General features: G+C 59.1%; 17 protein-coding genes and 1 tRNA gene. 10 read left to right on the top strand and 8 right to left on the bottom strand.

Annotated elements, in window-relative coordinates:
* From ACR0A1_RS18025 to ACR0A1_RS18005, 5 genes are read left to right on the top strand one after another with little or no spacing between them, the layout of a single operon-like run.
* Positions 1–1,257, top strand: a complete 1,257-nt coding sequence (locus ACR0A1_RS18025; protein ID WP_170466503.1) for a nitrous oxide reductase family maturation protein NosD — start codon at positions 1–3, stop codon at positions 1,255–1,257.
* On the top strand, positions 1,247–2,140 hold the full coding sequence (locus ACR0A1_RS18020; protein WP_170398101.1) for an ABC transporter ATP-binding protein: 894 nt from the start codon (positions 1,247–1,249) through the stop codon (positions 2,138–2,140). Before ACR0A1_RS18025 ends, ACR0A1_RS18020 begins: the two co-directional genes overlap by 11 nt.
* A complete protein-coding gene (locus ACR0A1_RS18015) occupies positions 2,137–2,958 on the top strand; it encodes an ABC transporter permease (RefSeq protein WP_480868667.1) in 822 nt (273 codons plus the stop codon). Before ACR0A1_RS18020 ends, ACR0A1_RS18015 begins: the two co-directional genes overlap by 4 nt.
* A complete protein-coding gene (locus tag ACR0A1_RS18010; protein ID WP_170595018.1) occupies positions 2,955–3,470 on the top strand; it encodes a nitrous oxide reductase accessory protein NosL in 516 nt (171 codons plus the stop codon). The genes ACR0A1_RS18015 and ACR0A1_RS18010 overlap by 4 nt, the downstream gene beginning before the upstream one ends.
* Complete coding sequence (locus ACR0A1_RS18005) at positions 3,467–4,363, top strand: FAD:protein FMN transferase (protein ID WP_480868664.1); 897 nt, start codon at positions 3,467–3,469, stop codon at positions 4,361–4,363. The genes ACR0A1_RS18010 and ACR0A1_RS18005 overlap by 4 nt, the downstream gene beginning before the upstream one ends.
* A 27-nt stretch (positions 4,364–4,390) precedes the next feature.
* Here the strand turns inward: ACR0A1_RS18005 and ACR0A1_RS18000 are convergent.
* A tRNA-Thr gene (locus ACR0A1_RS18000) sits at positions 4,391–4,466 on the bottom strand.
* 160 nt (positions 4,467–4,626) lie between these two features.
* Here ACR0A1_RS18000 and ACR0A1_RS17995 point away from each other — a divergent pair.
* The 4 genes from ACR0A1_RS17995 to ACR0A1_RS17980 all read left to right on the top strand — a co-directional run bounded on the left by ACR0A1_RS17995 (position 4,627) and on the right by ACR0A1_RS17980 (position 9,535).
* Complete coding sequence (locus tag ACR0A1_RS17995; protein WP_170514659.1) at positions 4,627–5,820, top strand: YcaO-like family protein; 1,194 nt, start codon at positions 4,627–4,629, stop codon at positions 5,818–5,820.
* Positions 5,817–7,154, top strand: coding sequence for a TfuA-like protein (locus tag ACR0A1_RS17990; RefSeq protein ID WP_480868663.1), 1,338 nt, complete (start codon positions 5,817–5,819; stop codon positions 7,152–7,154). The genes ACR0A1_RS17995 and ACR0A1_RS17990 overlap by 4 nt, the downstream gene beginning before the upstream one ends.
* 12 nt (positions 7,155–7,166) lie before the next feature.
* On the top strand, positions 7,167–8,477 hold the full coding sequence (locus ACR0A1_RS17985; RefSeq protein WP_170397993.1) for a gluzincin family metallopeptidase: 1,311 nt from the start codon (positions 7,167–7,169) through the stop codon (positions 8,475–8,477).
* 137 nt (positions 8,478–8,614) lie between these two features.
* Positions 8,615–9,535 (top strand): pentapeptide repeat-containing protein, encoded by a 921-nt coding sequence (locus tag ACR0A1_RS17980; RefSeq protein ID WP_170397991.1) that lies wholly within the window; start codon positions 8,615–8,617, stop codon positions 9,533–9,535.
* Between the two features lie 101 nt (positions 9,536–9,636).
* Here the strand turns inward: ACR0A1_RS17980 and ACR0A1_RS17975 are convergent, their stop codons facing one another.
* Positions 9,637–10,401: a nuclear transport factor 2 family protein gene (locus ACR0A1_RS17975; protein WP_170425438.1), complete on the bottom strand. Its 765-nt coding sequence runs from the start codon at positions 10,399–10,401 to the stop codon at positions 9,637–9,639.
* Between the two features lie 85 nt (positions 10,402–10,486).
* Between ACR0A1_RS17975 and ACR0A1_RS17970 the strand changes: the two genes are divergently transcribed.
* The gene (locus tag ACR0A1_RS17970; protein ID WP_480868661.1) at positions 10,487–10,960 is read left to right on the top strand and encodes a winged helix-turn-helix transcriptional regulator; all 474 of its coding nucleotides are present in this window, start codon (positions 10,487–10,489) and stop codon (positions 10,958–10,960) included.
* A 27-nt stretch (positions 10,961–10,987) separates the two neighbouring features.
* On the opposite strand, the gene ACR0A1_RS17965 is transcribed toward ACR0A1_RS17970, so the two are convergent.
* The 6 genes from ACR0A1_RS17965 to ACR0A1_RS17940 all read right to left on the bottom strand — a co-directional run bounded on the left by ACR0A1_RS17965 (position 10,988) and on the right by ACR0A1_RS17940 (position 17,458).
* Complete coding sequence (locus tag ACR0A1_RS17965; protein ID WP_170407986.1) at positions 10,988–12,757, bottom strand: adenylate/guanylate cyclase domain-containing protein; 1,770 nt, start codon at positions 12,755–12,757, stop codon at positions 10,988–10,990.
* Positions 12,758–12,835: 78 nt separating this feature from the next.
* On the bottom strand, positions 12,836–13,471 hold the full coding sequence (locus tag ACR0A1_RS17960; protein WP_170514276.1) for a GNAT family N-acetyltransferase: 636 nt from the start codon (positions 13,469–13,471) through the stop codon (positions 12,836–12,838).
* A gap of 175 nt (positions 13,472–13,646) precedes the next feature.
* Positions 13,647–13,946, bottom strand: a complete 300-nt coding sequence (locus ACR0A1_RS17955) for a lipid-A-disaccharide synthase N-terminal domain-containing protein (RefSeq protein ID WP_039542759.1) — start codon at positions 13,944–13,946, stop codon at positions 13,647–13,649.
* Positions 13,943–14,704 carry a glycosyltransferase family 2 protein gene (locus ACR0A1_RS17950; RefSeq protein ID WP_170407982.1) on the bottom strand — a complete coding sequence of 254 codons (762 nt, stop codon included), beginning with the start codon at positions 14,702–14,704 and terminating at the stop codon, positions 13,943–13,945. Before ACR0A1_RS17950 ends, ACR0A1_RS17955 begins: the two co-directional genes overlap by 4 nt.
* 141 nt (positions 14,705–14,845) lie before the next feature.
* Complete coding sequence (locus ACR0A1_RS17945; RefSeq protein WP_480868658.1) at positions 14,846–16,330, bottom strand: ArnT family glycosyltransferase; 1,485 nt, start codon at positions 16,328–16,330, stop codon at positions 14,846–14,848.
* 138 nt (positions 16,331–16,468) lie between these two features.
* On the bottom strand, positions 16,469–17,458 hold the full coding sequence (locus tag ACR0A1_RS17940) for a C45 family autoproteolytic acyltransferase/hydolase (RefSeq protein ID WP_480754841.1): 990 nt from the start codon (positions 17,456–17,458) through the stop codon (positions 16,469–16,471).
* Positions 17,459–17,465: the final 7 nt, after the last annotated feature.

Genomic DNA, 17,465 nt, shown 5'->3' with positions numbered 1-17,465 from the left:
ATGCGTTGGTCCCTGCTCATACCGCTCCTGCTCGGCTCGCCCCTTTGGGCGGCGGATTGGGATGTGCCCAACCGGGCAGGGGCCATCAACGAGATACTGGCGCAGGCGGCGGATGGGGACACCCTCCGCCTGAGCCCCGGCGTTTATGCCGAACGACTGGTACTGGACCGGCCCATCACAATTGATGGGCTGGGACAGGCCACCATCGACGGCCAAGGCCAAGGCAGCGTCATCACCGTGACCGGGCCGGGCGTGACTGTGCGCGGACTGACGGTGATCGGCTCAGGCTCGGACCATGACGGGATCGATAGCGGTATCCAGCTGACCAAAACGGCCCATGCGCCGGTGGTTGAGGATAACGTGCTGCTGGGCAATCTCTATGGCGTCGATATTCACGGTGCCAAGGACAGCATCGTGCGCCGCAACCGGATCGAAGGGCGGCAAGACCAGCGCATGAACGAGCGTGGCAATGGCGTCTATGTCTGGAACGCGCCGGGTGCGGTGGTTGAGGACAACGATATTCGCTATGGCCGCGACGGAATCTTTGTAAACTCGTCGAAGAAGAACACCTTCACCGGCAACCTGTTTCGCGATCTGCGTTTTGCCGTGCATTACATGTATGCCGACAATTCGGTGGTCAGCGACAACGTCTCGATCGGCAATGATCTGGGCTACGCGGTGATGTTCACGACCAATGTGACCGTGGCCAATAACGTCTCGATCGGCGACCGCGAACATGGCGTCATGCTGAACTACGCCAACAAAAGCACCATCACCGGAAACGTTGTGAAAGGTGCGAAAGAGAAATGCACCTTCCTCTATAACTCGAACAAGAACGAGTTCACTGATAACTGGTTTGAGGGGTGCGGCATCGGAATCCACTTTACCGCTGGCAGCGAGCGCAACCGCATCGTTGGCAATTCATTCATCGGAAACCGGACGCAGGTGAAATATGTCTCGACCAAATGGGTCGAGTGGTCCGAAGACGGACGCGGCAACTACTGGTCCGATTTCGCCGCTTATGATGTGGATGGCAACGGCATTGCCGATGCCCCCTATCGCCCCAATGACAGTATGGACCATGTGCTGTGGACCCAACCCTCAGCCAAATTGTTGCTCGGCTCCCCTGCCGTGCAACTGGTGCGCTGGTCGCAATCGGCCTTCCCGGCGTTGTTGCCGGGGGGCGTGATGGACAGCAACCCATTGATGCAAGCCCCTGAACCCCCAGCTATGAAAAAGGTGCCTCATGACGGATAAGGCCCTGTCAATCGACCATGTTCTCAAGGACCGAGGGAAAACCCGCGTTCTTGACGATATCACCCTCTCTCTTGCCCCCGGTCAGCGCGTTGCGCTGCTGGGCCATAACGGCGCGGGCAAGTCGACGCTGATCAAATCCATCCTCGGCCTGACGCCGATCCATGGCGGAGCCATTCGGATCGGAGATGCCACCCCCGGCAGCGCGCAGGCGCGTCGCGAGACGGCCTATCTGCCCGAAGCGGTGTCGTTTCATCCCGCTTTGACAGGGCGCGAGCAGTTGACCCTGTTTGCGCAGCTTTCAGGCGCAAAGGCCGACGTGCTTGGCCTGTTGGAGCGCGTTGGTCTCAGCGACGCATTGGACCGCCGGATCGGTACCTATTCCAAAGGCATGCGGCAACGTCTGGGTCTGGCGCAGGTGCTGTTGGGTCAACCGAAAGTGGCTTTGCTGGATGAGCCGACAAGCGGGCTGGACCCGATCTCGCGGCAGGACCTTTATGCCATCATCGACGAGCTGGCTGCCCAAGGCACAGCCGTTCTAATTGCCAGCCATGCGCTGACTGAGGTCGAGGCCCGTACTGATCGCATCGCCATCATGCGCAAGGGCCGGATGGTCGCTGATGACACGCTGAACAATCTGTCGGCTCTGGCCGGTCTGCCGATCCGCCTGAAGGTGCGCGCCAGTGCCAATCCTGATGTGCTGGCCGCCGAACTGGGTGGCAACCGGATCAATGGGGCATCCGTTGAATTGCTCTGCGCACCCGAAGACAAGATGGAGGCGCTGCGCCGGATCGCCGGATTGGGCGACGCTGTGGCGGATGTGGAAATGACCCCGCCCAAGCTGGAAGACCTCTATCGCCACTACGCACAGGAGGATTTGCAATGACCCGCTTCCTCGCCATCACCCGCACAGAAATGCTGATCCTGCGTCGCAACCGCTGGCTGCTGGTCGCAACACTGATCATGGTTCTGTTCGCCTTGGCGCTGACCTTTGCAGGCAGCGCACCAACGGGCACTTTAGGCGTCGACATGCTGACCGTTTCGGTGGCCTCGATGACCACGCTGTCGGTCTATCTTGCGCCGCTGCTGGCGCTGATGATCGCCTTTGACGCCATCGCCGGCGACGTGGATCGCGGCAGCCTGTCGCTGCTGCTGTCCTACCCGGCGGGGCGCGGAGAAATCCTGCTCGGCAAGTTCACCGCCCATCTGGCCGCTTTGGCCTTCGCCATGATCGTCGGTTTCGGCACCGCAGGCGCAGTGGCCGCCTTCTTTGGCGGCGCGGGTCCGGAAAGCCTGATGGCTCTGGTCCGCCTGATCCTCACATCTATCCTGCTGGGCGCTGTCTTTCTGGCGCTTGGATACTTGCTGTCCGCCCTGGCAAAGGGGGCCACGGCGGCGGCAGGTTTGTCGGCCGGGCTCTGGCTGGTTTTTGTCGTCCTCTATGATTTGGGCCTGTTGGGGGCCGTCGTCATGGACAAGGGCGGCACCTTCACCCAATCCGTCTTTCCATGGGTGATGGTGGCCAACCCGGCCGACGCATTCCGTTTGTGGAACATCGCCGCAACCGAGGGCGTTGCCATGGCCTCCGGCATGACCGGGGCGGCGCAAGCTCTGCCCGTTTGGGCCGCGCCTGCCTCGCTGCTGATCTGGCCGGTGCTGGGCTTTGCCCTTGCGCGTCTCGCATTTCGGAGAGTTGAGCCATGAGATACCTTGCCCTGATCGCTCTGGTCGCGTTGACGGCCTGCAAAGAAGAGGTGGCCGAGGCCCCCGACCCGGTTGATCTCACCCCGGATGCGCTGAGTTATTTCTGCCAGATGAACATCGCGGAACATGGCGGGCCCAAAGGGCAGATCCATCTGGAAGGCTATCCCGCGCCTTTGTTCTTTGCGCAGGTGCGCGACATGCTGGCCTATCTGAAAAGCCCCGAACGTGACGCCAAGATCACGGCCGCCTATGTCAGTGACATGAGCGTCGCGCCCAGCTGGCGGCAACCGGGGATTTCCAACTGGATCGCAGCCGATGGCGCGACCTTTGTCGTTGGCGCCGATGTGGCCGGCGGCATGGGTGCGCGCGAAGTCGTGCCCTTTGGCGACCCCGCCGCGGCAGAGGCGTTCATTGCCGAATATGGCGGCGCCGCCCTACCACTATCTGATATTCCCGATGCCGAAGTGCTGGGCCCCGTCGATCTGGACCTCGCGCTGGAGACCCCCGCATGACCCTTCTGACCCGCCGCCGTTTCCTGGCAATCTCAGCCGCCTGCGCCGCCGTACCCGCCGCTGCTGGCAACGTCGCCCAATGGCGCGGTATTGCGCTGGGCGCACCCGCCAGCCTGAGGCTGGAAGGCTCGACGGACGCACAGGCCGCGCCGATCTTTGCTGCGGTCGAGGCAGAGCTGAATCGGCTGGAGGATATATTCAGCCTCTACCGGACGCACTCGCAGATCAGTCAGCTTAACCGGATCGGCCACCTGGTCACCCCGGCGCCTGAGCTGCTGGAGGTGCTGAGCCTGTGTTCCACGCTTCACGACGCTTCGGGCGGGGTGTTTGATCCGACGATCCAGCCTCTGTGGCTAGCGCTCGCCAGTGGCGCGGCGGGGTCGCAAGTGGAACACGCGCGCCAGACGATTGGTTGGGACAAGGTTCACGTAAGCGCCGGTGAGATCCGCCTGCCGCAACCCGGACGCTCGGCGATTACCCTGAACGGGATTGCTCAAGGTGCGATCACTGACCGGATTGCCGCTTTGATGCGATCCTTCGATCTGCGCGATGTGCTGGTGGATATGGGCGAGGTCGCCGCCCTTGGCCAGCGGAGCAATGGCGAGCCGTGGCGCGTCGGGCTGGCCAAGCCCGACGGTGCTGTCGCCAAACGGATCACACTGCAGGACCGCGCCGTCGCAACCTCGGCCCCCGAAGGCACCATGCTGCAGGGCGATCAGGGGCATATCCTGAACCCGAAAGGGTTGGGTGCGCCCTATCAGGCTGTATCAATCTCAGCCTCGCAGGCAGCATTGGCAGACGGGCTCTCAACCGCCCTATGCGTAACCCCGCGTGCCAAAACAAACGCGCTGATATCGCGTTTTCCGGGCGCGCGTATCGAGATGAGTATCTGAGCGCGGGTAAGACTTGTCGTAAGAGGATGGTGCCTCAAGAGGGACTCGAACCCCCGACCTTGTCCTTACGAAGGACCTGCTCTACCAGCTGAGCTATTGAGGCGATGCGGAAGCTCGTTTAACGGCAGCGCGCGGGTCATGCAAGCGTGGATTGCCGGGCCGGTGCGCGGTTGACCACTACGCATTCATCCCGCATCCTGACGCCAACATGATCCGCCCGGCGGGTTACGGTGGTTTATCAGATATTTGGCAAGGTCATTTGGATGTCCGGGAATTCGCAGAAGTCTTATGTGCTAGACACCCACCGGCTGCGCGACCCGGAAGAGACCCTGGCCATCGTCAAACCGTTTCTCAAGCAGATGGGCATAACCCGGATCGCCAACCTGACGGGGCTGGACCGGGTTGGATTGCCGACAGTGATGGTGACGCGGCCAAACTCGCGCTCGGTCGCGGTGTCGCTGGGCAAGGGGCTGTCGCTGAGCGCAGCCCGGGCTTCGGGCGTGATGGAAGCGATTGAATCCTGGCACGCAGAGCGGATCGAACTGCCGCTACGGCTGTCCAGCTTTGCTGATCTGGCGGTGGAGTATGTGATCGATGCCGACCGTCTGCCCAGCGTCACCGGCGGGCAGTTCGACCCTCATCAGGCGATACTGTGGGTGCTGGGGCGCGATCTGCCCTCGGGCCAGCCCTGCTGGGTGCCGTATGAGATGGTGGACACCGATTATACCACCTCGCCCGTGGCTGGGCAGCGGGCGTTTCCGCGAACGACAAACGGGCTGGCGTCCGGTAACAACGTGACCGAAGCCAGTTGCCACGCGATCTGCGAGTTGATCGAGCGTGACGCCACAACGCTGTGGCACCACCGGGGCGCAACCCCGCGTGTTGATCCCCGTACAGTGGACGACCCGCGTTGCCTTGAGGCGATGGAACAGATTACTGCGGCGGGGCTGGATTTGGGAATCTGGGAAACGACCTCGGACATCGGCATCGCCAGCTTTCGCTGCGCGATCTGTGAGGGCGGAAGCACGACGGGCCATATCGGCATCGGCGACGGCTGCCACCCGGATCGCGCCATTGCCCTGCTGCGGGCGCTGACCGAGGCGGCGCAAACACGGTTGACCTATATCTCGGGCGCGCGGGATGATCTGGACCCGGAAGAGTTCTCGGACACTGCCCGGAACTGGCGCAGCGGATACATCCGCGAACTGATCGATGGCTCGGCGCCTATCGGTGATTTCACCGAATGCCCAACCTACGTGACCGGATCTTTCACGGATGACCTGTCTTTGTTGCTGGCGCGCCTGTCCGAGGCAGGCATAGATCAGGTGGTCACTGTTGATCTGTCGCGACCCGAAATTGACATCGCAGTGGTGCGCGCGGTGATACCGGGCTTGGAAGCGCCCCATGACGATCCCGACTTTGTCGCAGGCCCCCGTGCGCGAGCGGTGATGTCATGAGTGTGGTTGTTTTTGTCGGGCCGACGCTACGGGCCGAAGCCGTGCGCGAACATCTGAACGCCACTATCCTACCCCCGGTTCAGCAGGGCGATGTGTATCGGGCAGTGCGGGAAAAGCCGCGTGCGATCGGGATTATAGACGGGTATTTCGACGGGGTGCCCTCGGTCTGGCACAAGGAAATCCTGTGGGCCTTGGAGCAAGGTATACCGGTCTTTGGCAGTGCCAGCATGGGTGCGCTGCGCGCGGCAGAGCTGGCGGATTTCGGGATGATCGGGATCGGCCAGATTTTTGAGGGTTACCTGAATGGTGCCATCGAAGATGATGACGAGGTGGCGGTGCTGCACGGCCCTGCCGAGCTTGGCTTTCCACCGCTGAGCGAGCCTATGGTCTCGATCCGCGCCACCATTGCGCAAGCCAAGACAGCGGGTGTGTTGTCGTCAGAGACGGGCGACGCGTTGCAGCAAAAGGCGAAAAACCTGCACTACCGTGACCGGGTTTGGGATCGCATCCTTGAGGGCACTTCTGACCCGCAACCCTTTCTACGATGGTTGCCCGAGGGGCAGGTGGATGCGAAAGGGGACGACGCCCGCACGATGCTGGCTGAGATGGCCCGCTTTCTGAATGCTGGAACGAATGTGTCAGACGCACATCGCACCGAACGGACGCTGGTCTGGCGTGACCTCTGCGCCCGTGTGGATGGGGAAGCCGCACAACAGGATAGCGAGGCGCGGGCGTTGGTGGATGAGCTGCGGCTTGATCCGGTTCTCTACGCGCATCTGCGTGATCGCGCAGCGTTAGGCTTGCTGTCCAAGGACGAGACCCTCCGACAGGGGTTGGACCCGGATAAAGACGCCGTGGTCAAGCAGATGACCGAACATCGGCTGGAGGCCCGGCTACCCCGCCACGCGGATTTGCTTGAATGGCTGGAAGAAAATGACCTGACCCTTACGCAGTACGAGGCGATGCTGGCCGACAAATCCCGTGTCGATATCGCAATCCAAACGCTGGCCGAGACAATGGATGCCGCTTTGCTAGCCGAGCTTCGACGCTCGGGCGACTACAGCGCGTTGCGCGACCGGGCCCAGCGCAAAGCGGCGTTGCCGCCGGACCAAAGCAACGCTGCTATTCGAACGCGCGCCTTGATCTGGTATTTTGAAACACGTCTTGACCAGAGGGTGCCGGATGATCTTGACTCCTACGCGATCGGGCTTGGCCTTGAGGGGCGCGATGCCTTGGTTGATTTGATTGCCGCCGAGTTCATGTTTTGCCAAGCTGGTGGCGATCCGGTTGACCAAGAGCCCGGATTGGCAGCCGGTCTGCACGCCGGCGGATAACGGGAGGGAAAATTGGCAATCTGGCCCGACTATTCAGAGAATGACCCCCCCGGCACGCGGTTCTTACTATATCCGCAATCGCCCTTTTTAGAGCCGAATTCCAAGCCCGAACTGGTTGAAATATCGGCCCCGCAAGGGACCATAGGCCCAGGCCCATCGGGCCCCCGCATGTATGCGATGTACCCGGTCGACAAAACGACCCCCTATGGCGCGATGATCGAGGGTGAAGACGGCCCCGAGATGTATCTGCCCGCCTGGGACGGCTATATCCTGCCGCCGCCCGAGCCCGATGAGTTTGGCAATTTCATCCATATCGATCCCGAGGACCCGGCCTTTGAAGCCGCCCATCTGTTCGGAGCGGCCCATTTCACCATGGATGTGTGGGAGGGCTATTTTAATCGCCCGATCCCCTGGCATTTCGCGCGTGATTTCGAGCGGCTTGAGCTATCGTTGCTGCCAAGTCTAGATAACGCGCATATCGGTTGGGGATTTCTGGAAACCGGTGGCACTCGCGATATCGGTGACGAATACCGCCCCTACAGCCTGAACTTCGATGTGGTCGCGCATGAGATCGGCCATGCCATCATCTACAGCGTGGTCGGCATGCCGTCCGAAGAGGATGCGACCGGCGAGTATTACGGGTTCCATGAATCGGCGGCCGATATGGTGGCGCTGTTGGCGTCGCTGCATTTCGGCTCGGTCGTGGATGAATTGCTGAAAAACACGCGCGGCAACCTTTATACCTATAACCGGCTGAGCCGCTTTGCCGAGCTGTCGCAGAACTCGCAAATTCGGATCGCCGCCAATGACCGGACGCTTTCTGAATTCTCGCATGGATGGTCCAGCGAACACGCCCTGTCGGAACCACTGACCGGGGCGATGTTCGATATTCTGGTCGATATCTACCACGAACGACTGGTAGCACATGACGTGATCGACCCGGAGATGGAGGAGCTCTCGGACGAGTTGGAAGGGACCGACGAATACAACGCGATCATGCAGGACCTGTTCGACGAACATTACGCAGCCGACCCCGAAGGCTTTCGGGTCGCCCTGATCGAAGCGCGTGATTTGCTGGGGTCCTATCTTGCAGATGCGTGGGAGAAACTGGACCCCGATATGCTGAGCTACTTCGGCGTTGAACGCGCCTTGGTCATGGTCGATCACGAGGTCACCGGCGGCGCATTCCGGCAGATTATCGAAGGCAATTTCCGCATGCGCCACATCGGTTTGACAGCGCCCGGCCCCCGTTTGACCAAGCCCGACGGCACGAGCCATGCCGCGTCGGTTCGTACGCTGTCACCCGAGGTGAATGAACCTTAAAGTCTTTGTTTTTCCCCCGCTATTGTGGCAGGTTACGCGCACGGGGTGATAATAGTGACATTCAACGCGCACTGAATGCGCAAACCGGGACAGGCGAGGCAATCGGCAGCGTCGACCCCCGATAGGGAGAAAGTGATATGTCTGAGTCCTTACTCAGTTTTTCCGAGGTATTACTGTTTGGGCGAGAGTTAAGTGATTTAAAACTGAAACAACGCTCGGTCCGGTTGGCCGAAGAGGTTGAGGAAGACTACGACTTCAGTAAGAAATTCACCAAAATCGACGGCGTACATGTCCGGGAAGACGATCGTGTTCTGGTCCAGGTCGGGGATGCGGCAAACGAAAAGTCCGGCATCTACAAGGTCATCAAGGACGGCGACAAGTTCAAGTTCGACAAGCGGAAGAAGGTTCCGCACGACTCGTTTGTCTACATCCGTCGTGGACGTCAGTTCAAACATACCCACTGGCAGCAGATCGCCAACCGTCACTCGGAGCAGCTGTTCATCGAACAGGATGGCCGCCGGAGGGGTCGTGGCGTCAATAATTTCATCGGGGACCAGTTCGGAGGCGATGCACGACTGGCCCGGATTTACGGCTTCGCCTATGACGGCACCTATTACGAGATGCCGGAACCCACGATCTTTCTGGTGCATGGCGAAGGCGAGAGCGCGACGGGTGGCAACCTGCCCCATGGCTTCAAGCTGCAGACCAGCAATGACGCTAACGCGCCGGACACCACGCAACAGGCCGCACGCGCGCCGATGAACCCCTCGGTTTCGGGCGTCGCGGCAGCGGATTACCAGATGGCCAATGACATCCGCGTCTGGAACTACGATCAGGCCGATTACACCATCCGCATGGATATCGCAGCCGGTCAGATCGAAGACGTGCTGCTGGACGTCTATTTTGAGTATGACGCACCCATGATGTCCGGAGCCAAGGTCTCGGGCGCCAAGGTGAGCGGGGCCAAGGTCTCGGGCGCCAAGGTCAGCGGGGCCAAGGTGTCCGGTGCTAAGGTGTCAGGTGCCAAAGTCAGCGGCGCAAAGGCACGTGGTGAATAGGAAGGTTGAAATGATCCTGACCGATTGACGTTTGGTTTTATTCCAACGTCTGCTTTGGGTTGGCGGGCCATTTATGCCTGACCCGCCATCCCTTTCGAAGATCAGAACTTGCCGTTTTCGTGCGCCATTTCGGCTGGCGTAGGCGAAACGACGTCCCAATGTTCAACGATCTTTCCATCTTCGACGCGCCATAGGTCGAAGAAGGCCCAAGGGTTCCCGCTGACGGTGGCATCTGAGGCGACAAAGACAAAGTTGCCTTCGGCCACCACAATCTGCGGCTCGAATTTGGTGATCACATTCCCCTGCTCTGCCCAGGCTTTGGTGCCCTCGATCAGGCCATCGATCCCATCGGCAAGCATTGGATTGTGCTGCATATAGACCTCGGAATACATCGGAGCTTTCTCGGGCGCGGCACCGCCCAGAACGTCACGCACAAACCCCAGAACCAGCGCCTTGTTTTCTTCTGTTTTCTCAAGATCGGTGATCTCGGTCGGCCCATCTGTCATGCCACGGCCCGACACTGTTGTTTCAGGAACGGGCTGCAAATTGTCCCAATGTTCAGCAACTTTGCCATTCTCGACGCGGAATATGTCAAAGGCGGCGAGGGTCGGTGCACCAAAAGCGTCCGCGTTGTCGAACGTGCTGTGCAATACAACCATATCGCCCTCGGCGATGACCCGGTGGGTAGTTGCAGTCATCCCGGATTGTTCGACCAAAGGGATCAGGCCGGCCAGGCCTTCGGCTCCGGTCGGGACTTGCGGGTTGTGCTGAATATAGTCCGGGGTAACGAGCTGTAGCGCTGCTTGCGGGTCATGTTCAGCAAAGGCAGCCGTAAAAAGTGCGATTACAAGTTCTTTGGGGGACATGTTGAGTTCCTGTGATTCGTATCTACTGGATACGTGGTAGCAAATCCATACTACATTTCAATTACGTACTTTAAAATGACCTGGTATGCTTGAGGCTACTGTCCGAATTTTCAGGGAGTTGTACCGAAGCCAACGTGACGCTATTGTGCGATTAAGTTTTGAAACAATACCAGAGATTGATATGCTACCAATTGGTGTTGCCAACAAGGCAGAAGCTTCCAACTGCTCAATCCGTTCCGTACTGTCCAATGTGACGGGCAAATGGCGGATGATCATCATCCTTGCGCTGGAGGATGAGCCGAAACGCTTTGGCGATCTCAAGCGCTGTATCGGAGACATCACACAAAGTGTGTTGACCGAAAACCTGCGCGGGTTGCAACGTGATGGTTATTTGACCCGCACCGTCGATCCCGGACCGCCAGTGGCAGTGTCTTATGAATTGACACCTTTGGGCAGAAGCTTGCTTGAAATGCTGAAACCGCTCGTCTTCTGGTCGCATGAACAAATGGATGAAGTCAGGCGGTTACGCATGCAGTTCGACCGCGAACAGGCGAGTTGATTTTTATAGGCGAGATCGGGCAGCAGCTCAGAACCCGGCCTTTTTGAGTCCCTCGACAAAATGCTGCGTGTCGTCGGACAGGCGGTCTGGCTGAACCTTGGCCCAGCGCGACAATGAGAAATTGGGATGCGCTGCGCGGTGTTTGTCGGCGATCTGGCGGGCCATTTCCAGCTCGCCCTTATGGGCATAGCTGGCGGCCAGCACGCGCTGCCCCTCGGTCGGGTTGTTCATCTTGTTCACGCATGAGATCACGTCGTCATAGCGTTTGAGATTGTAATAGGCCCCGCCCAGATGCCACAGGTACTGATCGGGGAAATAGGGGTTCAGGCGCATCGCCTGCTGCAGATGTTTGATGGCGGTTTCGTTGTCGCCCCAATGGGCCAGCGCATCGGCGTAGTCCGAATGCATGTCCGCATCGTTGGGGTTAAGCTGCAGGGCGCGTTTGTAGGATTCGATCGCCGAGTCATGCTCTTTACGATAAAGCTGCACATAGCCCAGCTCTCCAAACCCGCGCGCGTCTGTGGGGTCAAGCTCCACCGCGCGCTGAGCCAGCGACAGGGCCTTGTCCAGCGCGCTGTTTGGGTCTTCGGTCCAGGAATAGCGCCAATCGATGTTGAGCGTGCGTGACAGCGCCGCCGCGGCCCGTGCATACCCGCCGTCGCGCTCAAGCGCGGATTCGTAGCAATGCTGCGCCTTGCGGTTGTCGTTGCGGGTGTATTTGAAAATATGGTGCTGCCCCTGCAGAACCGAACCATAAGCCCGCAGGTCTGACGGGATTGCCTGCACCATGCGCAGCTTTTCATGCGACTCGATCATGACTGCAGTGGCGGCAACGATGCACTCGGTCACCTCATCCAGGATGTCGAAGATATCATCGAGCTTACGGTCGAACCGTTCACCCCAGATGGTGCGTTCGGTGTTGGCGTCGATTAGCTCGGCCGTGATCCGGATACGACTGGACGAGCGGCGCACACTGCCGCGCGCGATATAGCGCACGTTCAGACGCCGAGCGGCCTCTTGCGGCGACATCGACTGGGTCTTGAAGAAGAACGAGGAATTCCGGGCAATGATGAACAGGTTCCGGAACTTGGACAGGTTCATGATGATGTCGTCGGTCAGCCCTTCGGCGACCCAGCTGTCATCTTCATCCCCGCCTTGGCTGGTAAAGGGCAGCACCGCAACCGACGGGTTATCGGGCCTTTCAAGCACTTCCAGCTGCATCTCAGGACGTAGGGTTGCGGCCATTGTTGCACCCTCGACCTCGGTTCGGACACAGTAGGTCGCGACCGGAGACATGATGTTCTTGAGCTGCTTGGGACCGAGGAATTCATAGCCATAGCGCAGGCGGTTACGGATCTGTTCATAGACGGCTGCGCTGACATAAACCCGTTCTGGCTCGGCAATCTCCTGCAGGCGGGCAGCGATATTGACGTTGTCACCATGGATGCCGCGTTCGTCCATCAGAACTTCGCCCATGTGAACGCCAGCGCGAAATTTGATGTTGTGCTCGTCATCCCGCGCCTGATTATGTTCCGCAGCGATCCGATGCAGTTCGATGCTGAACTCTACTGCACTGGTCGCCGTGTCGAATAAGGCAAGGATGCCGTCACCGCGCACTTCGATGATTTTGCCCTGATACTTTGAGCAAGCCGATTCAAGCTGCGAAAGCAAAGACTTCAACGCGTTATACGTATCCATCTCGTTCTCGCTCATCAGGCGGGAATAGCCGACAACGTCGGCAAAAAGCACCGCGCCTAGTTTCTGTTTTATTGATGCGTCCGAACCGGTCGTGTTCACTGGCAATACTCAATTGTGTTGTCATGTCGAATCCGACAGGACTGTTTTAGCAAAAAATGACTCAGAATACGTAACATTTTAGGTATCTGCACCGGAATCGGGGGGCCAAGACCACCCAGAGGCATCAAAACTGACCACTGTTTGGGTGCCTAACTCCTGCGCGAGCACCTCTCGACGCGCGATCCAGTCCTGCTGCAACATGCCGACGACAACCATGTCATGGAACTGCCCATCCGCGAACCAGGCTTGACGCATCGTGCCCTCGATCTCGCAGCCGATTCGCTGGATCAGATCGCGGCTGCTGTGATTGTCGGCCCGGTAATACGAGGTGATACGGTTCAGCCCCAATTGCCGGAATGCGAAATCCAGCATCAGCGCAACCGAACGCACCGCCACGCCATGTCGACGGATGGATTTGTCGACAAAAACCGGAACCACCGCATCCCTGTTGACGCTGGAAATTGCTTCAAGCCCGGTCATCCCCACCAGATCACCACTGTCAGATTCGATTGCGAACCAGCATTTGCAGCAGTCCTTTGAGGCGTTTATCGCGTCTTCCCAATTTTGCTCGGTCTGTACCAGGTTCTGCGGAATGCGCGACGTACGGTCGAACAGGGCCAGGTCATGGATATCCTGAAACCAGCGCGCAACTGTTCCCAGATCCGCCTTTTCCAAAGGGCGCAATCTGAACAACCGGGGTGAGCTATCGGGCAAGAGAAAATATCCTCCGAGTACAATTCTGAAAATCTATTCGCGGGATACTAGCACGAAAATTTCAGAAACAATAAGAGGTTGTTCACACAACGCAGCCGTAGGCCGCTACCCGCTGAACGGGTGCCGCCGACAAACTTGTAATGGGTGGCAGGTCGTAAAGAAGCGTTACGATCAATCAGCGGTTTTCAGCGCGAATAAGGAAGATGTTGCGCAGGTAGATGGACAGGCCCATCGACTGACCCAGAATAAAGACCGGGTCACGGCGATAGATCGCATAGCTCAGCAGGATAAGCCCGCCGCCGATCGAAAGGTACCAGAACGCCATCGGGATGACGGATTTCTTGGCGCGCTCGGACGTGATCCATTGCACGATAAACCGGGCGCTGAACATCAGCTGACCGGCCAGACCGATAAAGACCCAGAGCGCCTCGGTCGGGCTGTCGACGTGCAGGATTTCCAGAATGGTTTCTTTCATGACCGGGACGCCTCGGTTGCGGAAACGGATTTGGCGCGGCGGGTCAGCCAGACGACGCCGAACAGATCCCAGATGCCGACCATGGCCCGCCCGAAATTGGTGTATTTGGATTCGCCCGACAAACGCTGCTGATGCGCCACATCCACCAGCGCGATATTCCAGCCATAGGCCTTAAACAGGGCGGGCAGATAACGGTGCATATGATTGAAAAAGGGCAGATCAAGGAAAGCCTGCCGTCGGAACGCTTTGAAACCGCAGCCGGTGTCGCGGGTGCCGTCTTTCAGCATCCAGCCCCGCAGTGCATTGGCAAAGCGCGAGGCAAGCTTCTTTGACGCAGTGTCTTGCCGGCCAACCCGTTGCCCCGCCACCAGGCCAATCGAGGCATCACCACCCGACACCAGCGGCGCCCAAATCTTTGGCAGCTCTTCCGGCGGGTTCTGTCCGTCGCCATCCAGCGTACAGCAGATATCCGCGCGTGCTTCCTTGACGCCGGAATGCACGGCAGCACTTTGGCCACCGGCCGTTTTGTGCTGCAGGATGCGCAGTTGCGGACAGTCTTTCTGCATCTGTTGCAGCGCCGCAAAAGTGCCATCGGTCGATCCGTCATCAACCGCGACAATCTCGAACGCGGGCAATTCGGTCGCAGCAGTGCAGATGCCCTGGATAAGACCAGGAACAGCCCCCTGTTCGTTATGCATGGGAATCACGATCGACACAGTGGGTCGATTGTCAGCGTTGGCATCATGATCAGCATGCATAGTGGATAGCTTTACTTGTTTCAGTCTCAGGGCTTTTGCGGGATCAACGGCGAAAATTCAAGTGGCCACCGCATCGCAGGCCAACATCTGCGCAACTTGTTGGGGCATTGTTCAGCGATGGGGCGGATTGCACCGTGTCTCCTATTCAGGGGCGGGCGTGACACCGGTTGCTGACCAATAGACCAAACCGTCAACCGCAGTTGGCTGCGTCTCGAGCCCGATCAGGTCAGGTGCCAGCTCAGACAACTCACCCTCCGAACAGAGCCCTCGCAGCGGGCCGGTGGTATAGCCGAACCTGTCGAGGTATTTGTGCAGCTCCAGCCGTCTGAGATAGACAAAGCGCCTACCGTTGGAAGCAAAGACCGATGCGGCCCCGGGCGGTACGCGCAACTTGCGGTCATAGGCGCAGAGCAGCAGGGTTTCATCCGGTTGCAGCATTGCACCCAAAGGGGTCAGAATCTCGGCCTCGGGCACGCCCAAACGCACGCGACCCTTGCCCAGATCGGTGGCATCGCGGTCATAGAACAGGCCGCCTGCAACAAAGACCAGACCCAGCGCGGCCACCATCCCGGCCCAGTGCAGGCGCTTGACCGAAAACAACAAACCGGTTGCCGCGACCATCAGCATCGGCAGGATCAGCAGGGTGTAGCGTGCATAAACCTTGCCGGCTGCGGCCCACATCATGATAATGAAGAACGCGGCTATCCCTGTTGCAGCAAGAAGTCTGGGCCGCTTTTGCAGAAATGGCAGAGCGCAGATGCCGACAAAACCCAGCAGCCGCAACCACGGCTCGCCCGAGATGATCAGATCATAGAGCTTCCCGAAGCCGCGATCGCTGAGCGATGGGCGAAAACGATCCAGCATCTCGCCTTTGATGTTGCCATCAAGCGAGTCGCCAAAGAGGAACCGAAGCTCTTGCAGGATCGGCCAGGCGAAGGCCAGCGGGATCGCAATCTTGAGCGTCCGGCGAAACGTTCTGTTCTGCCAGATCTCGCTGAACGGTTCCGTCTGCCATCTGTTGGTCAACTTCAGCGTCACTAGTGCCAGCGCCAGAAAGGCCAGCGGGGTTGGGCTTTTCTGCAAAGCGGCCAACACCAGAGTTACGCCGAAATAAGGCCAGTATTTCGGCTTTTCCAATGCTGCCAGCAGGGCTGCAATTCCAAGGGTCGAAAAGAAAACCGCACCGGTATCAAGCATCGCGGATGTGGCGTGTTGCCAGAACTGAAGCGACGTGGCCACCAGCAGGACCGAAGGCAGCATGGCCCAGGGGCTGTCCGGGATCATCACCCGCGCCAGTACGGCCGTTGCCATCAGCGCGCCCAGCGCAAAGATCATCGACGGCAGGCGCAAGGCCAGAATATCAGATACGCCAAACTCCATCAGCAGTGCAGACATCCAATACTGCATGGGCGGTTTTTTTAGGCTAGGTTCGTTGTTGGAATAAACCGCCAGCCAGTCCCCATTGCGCGCAAAGCCTGTACTGCGGTCATAAGTGTAGAATTCATCGTAGTGATAGATATTCCCAACACCCAGATCAGTCAGATACCAGGACCAGACCAGGACCATCACCAATGCGGTGACGAAGTAAGGAAGCAATCTTAGCCAATTTGGGGAGGTACCGGTCATGCTTTCCGTGGTCCTATCGCGTCATAGAAATATGTGGTGTTGATCCCGCCGGGCCTTGTTTGAAACTGCCGCGCGTCGCGCTCCCATTATTGCGTCGCCCGTCCAAGAGCAAGAAGTTTAGAAGGGCGACCGCGCTTGTCAGACTGCAGGCTCGGCCTCGTCGGGCAACATCAGGCTCAGCTCACCCTCTTTGAAGCCATCGAAGGACAAGTCCCAGCTGGCACCGGGCCAAAGCAGTTGCAACTGCTTCTTCGCAGGCCGATAGACCGCAGTATAGAGCGTGCCGAAACCTGATCTGAAAGCCGTTGAATAAAGCGGCGGACGCAGGAACGCATCGATAAACCGCTTCTCGCTTTCCGGGTGCTGGTTGAGACGGTTGAGCAAGAATCTTTCGCGTTCCACGGTGGCCGTAAAGCGCGCATGCGTGGACCATTCGACATGGCCCTGATGGTTGGTCGCGACCGGCTGGTCCGAGATTTGCGGGTGCCGGTCTGGGGCTAGATAAACCGTGCTGTGGTTATACTTGGCATCCAGAACGGTGACGTTATAGCTCATGTGGCAGGGGATGCGGCACAGGCAGTCGACCGCCTCGGCCGTTGTCTCGCAGGTTTGAAGGACATAGCGCAGGATCAGCGGCACGCCAAAGCCGTCGCCGACCTCGCGCCGCCCGCCAAAGGTGAGCGAGACCGTCAGACCGGCATCGTTGATGCCATCAAGCAGACCCAGAACGCCGTCGCTCATCCCGATGACCCCGCGCCCGCCCCATTGGGTTTTCAGCAGAGCGGCGTCAAAGGTTTTTGGATGGTAGTCGTAATTGCGCACCAGAAACGGTGTTTTGCCACGCCAAATCGCCTGGCTGCAGCCCGAAAGATATTTCGGCGGGCAGTAAAAGCTGAGAAACCGTGCCTGGCTGTCGCTGCCGCCGACCAGTTCGACGATCTCTTCGTACAGCGGCAAAATCTCGGGCATGTGTTTTTGCAGGGCGCGTAGACATTCGCGATAGGTGGGGCGGGCCGAATACCCCTCTTGCGCCCACCATTTGCGGTAGGCGGGCCAGTATTCGGCAAACAGCCCGGCCAGCTTGGGACCGGGCTGTTCCTCGTCGATTGAGCGAAAAACAAGCGCCATAGGGCTT

The organism is Ruegeria sp. D6, assembly GCF_056534365.1.
The sequence above is the reverse complement of the archived record's forward strand: the minus strand, read 5'-3'. Positions and strand labels throughout refer to the sequence as shown.

Coding starts and splice junctions, on each gene's coding strand:
- ACR0A1_RS18025 (WP_170466503.1), top strand. CDS start 1: ATGCGTTGGTCCCTGCTCATACCGCTCCTGCTCGGCTCGCCCCTTTGG.
- ACR0A1_RS18020 (WP_170398101.1), top strand. CDS start 1,247: ATGACGGATAAGGCCCTGTCAATCGACCATGTTCTCAAGGACCGAGGG.
- ACR0A1_RS18015 (WP_480868667.1), top strand. CDS start 2,137: ATGACCCGCTTCCTCGCCATCACCCGCACAGAAATGCTGATCCTGCGT.
- ACR0A1_RS18010 (WP_170595018.1), top strand. CDS start 2,955: ATGAGATACCTTGCCCTGATCGCTCTGGTCGCGTTGACGGCCTGCAAA.
- ACR0A1_RS18005 (WP_480868664.1), top strand. CDS start 3,467: ATGACCCTTCTGACCCGCCGCCGTTTCCTGGCAATCTCAGCCGCCTGC.
- ACR0A1_RS17995 (WP_170514659.1), top strand. CDS start 4,627: ATGTCCGGGAATTCGCAGAAGTCTTATGTGCTAGACACCCACCGGCTG.
- ACR0A1_RS17990 (WP_480868663.1), top strand. CDS start 5,817: ATGAGTGTGGTTGTTTTTGTCGGGCCGACGCTACGGGCCGAAGCCGTG.
- ACR0A1_RS17980 (WP_170397991.1), top strand. CDS start 8,615: ATGTCTGAGTCCTTACTCAGTTTTTCCGAGGTATTACTGTTTGGGCGA.
- ACR0A1_RS17975 (WP_170425438.1), bottom strand. CDS start 10,401: ATGTCCCCCAAAGAACTTGTAATCGCACTTTTTACGGCTGCCTTTGCT.
- ACR0A1_RS17970 (WP_480868661.1), top strand. CDS start 10,487: ATGCTTGAGGCTACTGTCCGAATTTTCAGGGAGTTGTACCGAAGCCAA.
- ACR0A1_RS17955 (WP_039542759.1), bottom strand. CDS start 13,946: ATGAAAGAAACCATTCTGGAAATCCTGCACGTCGACAGCCCGACCGAG.
- ACR0A1_RS17950 (WP_170407982.1), bottom strand. CDS start 14,704: ATGCATGCTGATCATGATGCCAACGCTGACAATCGACCCACTGTGTCG.
- ACR0A1_RS17945 (WP_480868658.1), bottom strand. CDS start 16,330: ATGACCGGTACCTCCCCAAATTGGCTAAGATTGCTTCCTTACTTCGTC.
- ACR0A1_RS17940 (WP_480754841.1), bottom strand. CDS start 17,458: ATGGCGCTTGTTTTTCGCTCAATCGACGAGGAACAGCCCGGTCCCAAG.